We start from the raw sequence: 5,658 nt of genomic DNA, 5'->3' as shown, positions 1-5,658 counted from the left end.
TTGCGCATGGTGTTCGTTCCTTTGCTGTGTCGCGCTCGGCGCGGCTGCTGTGTGCGCGCCGAACACACCCCGTCGAGGGGTGGAGAACCAGCGATGTGCGGCTGGTGAGCGCCCCGGGTGTCTCCCGGTCGTGACAGTGATTCGGCGCCCTCGGCCAGAGGGTTTGGAACGAGTTTCCGCGGGCTCGACGGCGCATCGCGGAGGTGTTGCGAGCGTCGCCCCCGGTTCGGGTCGAGGGGCGACGCTCGCGGGCCGGAACTCCGCTAGGGACGAAGCACCACCGGAAGGGGGACCGATGCACGGCGATGTGCGGCGAGGACGACCGTACGGCGTGGTCGCCCCTCGGGAGAAGCGGAAGTCCGGCTCGCGCGAGCCACCCCCGTTCGCGGGACGGTCATCCTCGGATACCGGACATCGACGGCTCATCGCGCGGATGATCAGCGCGCCAGGGTGTCCCTCGGGTACTCGCCGAACCGAGCGGCGTACATCTGCGAGAACCGGCCGAGGTGCATGAAGCCCCAGTGACGGGCGACGTCGCGGACCATCGTGGTGGTGGGGTCCGTCTGCAGGAGTTCGTCGCGGGCCCGGTCGAGCCGGACGCTCCGGACGTACTCGTTGGGCGTGACGCCGAGCTCGGAGCGGAAGGCCTCCTGCAGGGCGCGCAGGCCGACGTCGACCGCCTCGGCGACCGACGTCGTCGTGATCGGCAGGTGCGCGTGCGCGTGGACGTACTCGACGGCCGCGCGGACGTGCGCGGACCGGACGCGCGAGGTGCCGGCGTCGGGCAGCGGCGACAGCGGGTACATCTCCAGCAGCGCCGCCGACATCAGCCGGGCCATCTCGCGGTGGAGCAGGCCACCGGAACCGGCGTCGCGCAGCGTGTGGGCGACGAGCGCGGCGGAGTTGTGCCACGCCCGCACCGCCGCTGCCGACGGTTCGGCGTGCAGGTCGAAGCGGAGCCCCGCGCCGACGTCACTGCCCCGCTCCGAGGCGACCCGTTCGACGAGGGCACGGTCCAGGTGGACGAGGCGCTGGTCGTAGTCGGACAGGTCGAACGAGAACGTGCGCTGCGGGAGCAACGGCACCGGACGGCCCGGTGTGAGCTCGAGGGGGCTGCTGCCGGTGTCGAACCACCCGGTGCCGCTCGTCAGCCACTGCACGACGACGTCGTCGCCGGGTGGGACGTCGCCCGCGAGACGTCCGCTGAAGTGCGACGACCGCAGGCTCATCGTCTCGTCGCCCTGCGCGGTGTACCGGAAGGAGAACGTGTCGTCGAGCTGGACCGCGGCGAGGTCGGTGCCGCCGTACATCGCGCTGATCGCCTCCGACGCAGCGGCCGGGTCGGTCAGGCTGATCCCGATGTGGACCGGCGTCGGGTCCAGGGACGACATGCCCCCAGCATCCCATGGCGGGGGACCGGCTCAGGGCGCTCAGGGCGGGGACCGGACATGTCCGGCTTGCGCGCGTGCCGGGAGCGCTGCCGGGTGCCGGTGTCCGGCTTTCGCGGATGCTCCTGCCGCGGTTCGTCCTGCGCGGCACCGCGCCCCTAACGTCGTTCATGCCAGGACCGACACGGTCCTGTCGCACCGAGGACAGGACACGCCAGCATGCTCGACCGTCACGCTCTCGCAGCCCTCCGCCAGCACCCGACGGAGTGGCGCCGCCGCGGTCTCACGCCGCCGGACGAACTCGCCGCCATCGTCGCAGCCCGGCTCAACGAGCCGATGACCCAGACGTACGGCAGGGAGCCTGCCTACGCCGACTTCTTCGCCGCCGCGTAGACCGCCGGCCCGGCATGCTGCACCAGCCGCTCATCCTGGACCCACCCGCTCGGAGCACCGAGGAGTGGGCGGTCGTCGTGTCCGCGGACGCGCTCTTCACCGCCGAGGGCATCGCGTTCGTCACGCTCGACCGGATCGCGGCGTCCGCAGGACTCACCCGCCCGGAGCTGGACACCGCGTTCGCCTCGAAGGACTCCCTCGTCGTCGCTGCCCTGCAGTACCGGCACCAGGACTGGACCGAAGGGCTCCGGCGCTTCGTCGCCGAGTTCGAGGACCCGCGGGACCGGGTGCTCGCCGTGTTCTCCTACCTCGAGACCTGCTTCGCTGACGGTGGGTACCACGGCTGCTCGTTCATCAACAGCTACGGGGAACTCGGCCGCAACGACCCGACCGTCGCCGGCCTGGCGGAGGAGCACCTCGCCGAGCTCGAGGGCTTCGTCGCGGACCTCTGCACCGACGCGGAGCTCCCGCCGTACCTCGCGGACGCCATGACCCTGCTCATCGAGGGCGCCCAGGTCGAGGCGGCGATCCACGGCACCACCCAGCCCGCGCGATCCGCCCGGACCGCGGCGGCGATGCTGATGTCCGTCTACGGCCTGCCTGACTGAGCCCGAGGTCGTCTGACCGCGACTTCCGGACAACTCCGCCGGCCTCGCACGCAGCGGATGTCATCGTGGTCGGCAGACACCGATGACTGACGAGACGACCAATCGGATCCGCGTCGACGAACGCGGACACGACCTCACCACCGCCAGGGCGACACTGGCCTCCGCGTACTCGGGGGTCGCATGGTCCGCCCAGGAGACCTCGACGGCGTTCTCGTTCCGGTACGCGGCTGCCGGCGACGCGAGCATGACGCTCCGGGCCGTCCAGTTCGCCGGCCTCCTGTCGGGGGAGATGCCGGACGGCGACGACTACGTCGTGCAGTGGATCACGCGCGGCACCGGCGTGCTCGACCTCGGTCGCCGCGAGATCCACCTCGAACCGGGTGTCCCGCAGATGTGGCCGAACGAGTCCTTCCGCTTCGCCTTCGAGGACTACGATCAGCGCCTCGTGCAGGTGAACCGGCAGCTCGTCGCGGACATCGGCGCCGAACGCGGACTCGACACCTCGGCGTTCCGCTTCGACCACACCGCAGAGCCGGACGAGGCCGCGATGCGCCGCTGGCGACAGACCGTCCACCTGATCTCCGCGACGACGATGGACCGGGCCGCGTCACCGCTGCTGCAGGTGGAGATGGGGCGCCTGGCCGCGGTGTCGCTGCTCGAGCTCTACCCGCAGCAGCACGTCACCCTGCCGGAGGGGCTGCTGCTGCCGCGGAACGCGCACCTGCGGGCCGTCGTGGAGTACGTGCACGAGAACGCCCACCTGCCGATCACCACGTCGGACCTCGCACGCCTGGCCGGCCTCAGCCTGCGGTCGCTGCAGGAGGGGTTCCGCCGCCACCTCGGGACCACGCCGAACAGCTACCTCCGCGGTGTCCGGCTCGACCGCATCCGCGCCGAACTGCTGCACGCCGACCCGGTCCGGACGAACGTGGCGCAGGTGGCGCGGTACTGGGGCTTCGCGCACGCGGGCCGGTTCTCCGCTGCCTACGCGGAGCGCTTCGGCGAGTACCCGAGCACGACGCTCCGCGGGTGACGACGCCGGACGTCGTCATCGGACTGCACCACACCCTGTTCACGAGCGTCATCGGTGCCGGGATCCTGCCGCGTGTGGCTCGGCGCGCCCTGCTGACGGTCGCCGGCGCGACCGTGGGCTCCGGGCCGGGCACGGGCTTCAGCCTGAACGGCGACCCGCGGAACCTCCGGATCGGTCACGGCGTCTTCTTCAACGCCGCCGTCGCCATCGAGGCAGTGGGGCGCGTCACCATCGGCGACCACACCGCGATCGGCATGCAGGTGCTCATCATGACCAGCCACCACGGGATCGACGGGGACGGGGGCTGGAACCGCGTCGCCGAGGCCCGGCCGGTGACCATCGGCGAACGGGTGTGGATCGGCGGACGCGCCACGATCCTCCCGGGTGCGCGCATCGACGACGACGTCGTCGTCGCGGCCGGCGCGGTCGTCGTCGGCCACCTCGAGTCCCACGGCGTCTACGCGGGCGTGCCCGCCAAGCGGATCCGCGAACTCGCGCGACCGGCGGAGGCGACCGACCCCGCCACCGTCACGACCCCGAACTGACCCGCCTCACCACCCGAGCGTGCCGGGCTCGCCCTTGAACGGTCCGACCACGCGAGAGGTGATCCAGCCGCCGTAGAAGTCTCCGGCCTGGGCCTGCACGACCTCGCCGGCGACCTCGCACGAGTCCATCGCCGACGGGTAGATCGCGACGCGGCCCTCGAGCTCGCCGAACCCCGGCTCGGGCGTCGGGTAGTGCCACCCCGCCCGCTCGACGGTCTGGCCGCCGCCGTGGACGTCGTAGTAGGCCGCGCGGCCCTTGAACTCGCACATGCTCGAGCCGCTCGTCCGGGTCAGTGCGCCGGGCGCGAAGTCCGAGGCCGGCAGGTAGTACACCGGCGGGTGGCTGGTCTCCAGCACGCGCACCGCGGCGGTGGTGTCGGCGATGACCGCGCCCCCGAGACGCACGACGATCCGGTCGGTCACCGGCTCGACCCGGGGCGGGCGCGGGTAGTCCCACACGGACTCCTGGCCGGGTCCGGGCTGGGTCGGTGCTGGATGTCCGGGGAAACGAGGTGTCATGCCACCGGTCTACCCGCCCTGCCGGTGTGCCGACCGTGCCGCACCACACCGGTACCCGGTCCCTGCACCATCGCCCCGCGTCGCCGGGACTGCGCTCGCTGGCTCATCCGACCGCCCGGTCAGGCCACCCCGAGCAGCGTTGTCCGTGCGGCGACGTCGTCGCAGGACACGGAGGCACCATGTACTTCCACGCACAGACCTGGATCAACGACATCGCTCCCGGCGACCCGGACCCCGCAGCCGCGAACGCGCTGCAGGAGGGCCTCGGCGGCCAGTTCGGCGAGATGCGCACGATGATGCAGTACCTCTTCCAGGCCATGAACTTCCGCGGCCCGGCCGCCAAGCCGTACCGCGACCTCATCCAGGGCGTCGGCACCGAGGAGATCAGCCACGTCGAGCTCATCGGCACGACGATCTCCCGCCTGCTCGACGGCGCCCCCGGCTACTCCGGCAAGATCACCGACCCGGTCGACCAGCCGGGCGCCAAGGGTGCGACGCCCCTGTCGATCGCCCTCGACACCGGCAACATCCACCACTACCTCGTCGGCGCGCAGGGCGCCATGCCCGTCGACTCCGCCGGCAACCCGTGGAGCGGCAGCTACGTCTACAACTCCGGCAACCTGCCGCTCGACCTGCTCTACAACCTCATGCTCGAGTCCACCGGACGCCTGCAGAAGTGCCGCATCTACGAGATGACGGACAACCCGACGGCGCGCGCGACCGTCGCCTACCTGATCGTCCGCGACCAGGCGCACGAGAACGCCTACGCGAAGGCGCTCGAGACCCTCGGCGTGGAGTGGAAGTCGCTGCTGCCGATCCCGAAGACGAACGCCGAGCAGTTCCCCGAGGTCAAGGAGCTCGTCGACCTCGGCCTGCAGAGCAAGCAGTACAGCTTCGACCTCGACGGCGCGTCCGAGGCCGCCAAGATCTTCCGCGGCGCCTCGCCGTCGGGGGACGGCACCGACCTCGACGCGTCGGAGCAGGCACCGAAGGGCGCGCCGTCCTTCATCGCCCCGGAGCGCCTCGAGGAGTTCGCGCCGGGTCTCGACAAGGACCTGCTCGCGCTCATCCAGCAGACCGCCGAGCTCGAGCTCGACGCGGCCGCGGACCCGCTGTACGGTCCGGTCGCCTGATCGACTGACCGGCACCACCGACGGACGGGAGGCCCGTGG

General features: G+C 71.6%; 7 protein-coding genes. 5 read left to right on the top strand and 2 right to left on the bottom strand.

Annotation, left to right across the window (positions count from 1 at the left end; genetic code table 11):
• Positions 1 to 437: 437 nt before the first annotated feature.
• Positions 438 to 1,391: an AraC family transcriptional regulator gene (locus tag BIU98_RS08535; RefSeq protein WP_071274802.1), complete on the bottom strand. Its 954-nt coding sequence runs from the start codon at positions 1,389 to 1,391 to the stop codon at positions 438 to 440.
• Between the two features lie 216 nt (positions 1,392 to 1,607).
• Between BIU98_RS08535 and BIU98_RS19400 the strand changes: the two genes are divergently transcribed.
• The 4 genes from BIU98_RS19400 (at position 1,608) to BIU98_RS08520 (ending at position 3,967) form a co-directional block, all read left to right on the top strand.
• The gene (locus BIU98_RS19400; RefSeq protein ID WP_175481323.1) at positions 1,608 to 1,781 is read left to right on the top strand and encodes a hypothetical protein; all 174 of its coding nucleotides are present in this window, start codon (positions 1,608 to 1,610) and stop codon (positions 1,779 to 1,781) included.
• Between the two features lie 14 nt (positions 1,782 to 1,795).
• Entirely contained in the window at positions 1,796 to 2,389 is a 594-nt protein-coding gene (locus BIU98_RS19395) for a TetR/AcrR family transcriptional regulator (RefSeq protein ID WP_071274800.1), read from the top strand.
• Between the two features lie 82 nt (positions 2,390 to 2,471).
• Positions 2,472 to 3,422: a helix-turn-helix transcriptional regulator gene (locus BIU98_RS08525; protein ID WP_071274797.1), complete on the top strand. Its 951-nt coding sequence runs from the start codon at positions 2,472 to 2,474 to the stop codon at positions 3,420 to 3,422.
• Positions 3,419 to 3,967: a DapH/DapD/GlmU-related protein gene (locus BIU98_RS08520; RefSeq protein ID WP_083393114.1), complete on the top strand. Its 549-nt coding sequence runs from the start codon at positions 3,419 to 3,421 to the stop codon at positions 3,965 to 3,967. Before BIU98_RS08525 ends, BIU98_RS08520 begins: the two co-directional genes overlap by 4 nt.
• Before the next feature lie 6 nt (positions 3,968 to 3,973).
• Here the strand turns inward: BIU98_RS08520 and BIU98_RS08515 are convergent, their stop codons facing one another.
• Positions 3,974 to 4,486, bottom strand: a complete 513-nt coding sequence (locus BIU98_RS08515) for a DUF427 domain-containing protein (protein WP_071274794.1) — start codon at positions 4,484 to 4,486, stop codon at positions 3,974 to 3,976.
• A gap of 179 nt (positions 4,487 to 4,665) precedes the next feature.
• Between BIU98_RS08515 and BIU98_RS08510 the strand changes: the two genes are divergently transcribed.
• A complete protein-coding gene (locus BIU98_RS08510; protein ID WP_071274791.1) occupies positions 4,666 to 5,619 on the top strand; it encodes a manganese catalase family protein in 954 nt (317 codons plus the stop codon).
• Positions 5,620 to 5,658: the final 39 nt, after the last annotated feature.

The organism is Curtobacterium sp. MMLR14_010 (assembly GCF_001865015.1).
In the GTDB taxonomy this organism is placed as follows: Bacteria; Actinomycetota; Actinomycetes; order Actinomycetales; family Microbacteriaceae; genus Curtobacterium.
Note: the sequence above shows the minus strand (reverse complement) of the source record. Positions and strands in the feature narration are given on the sequence as shown.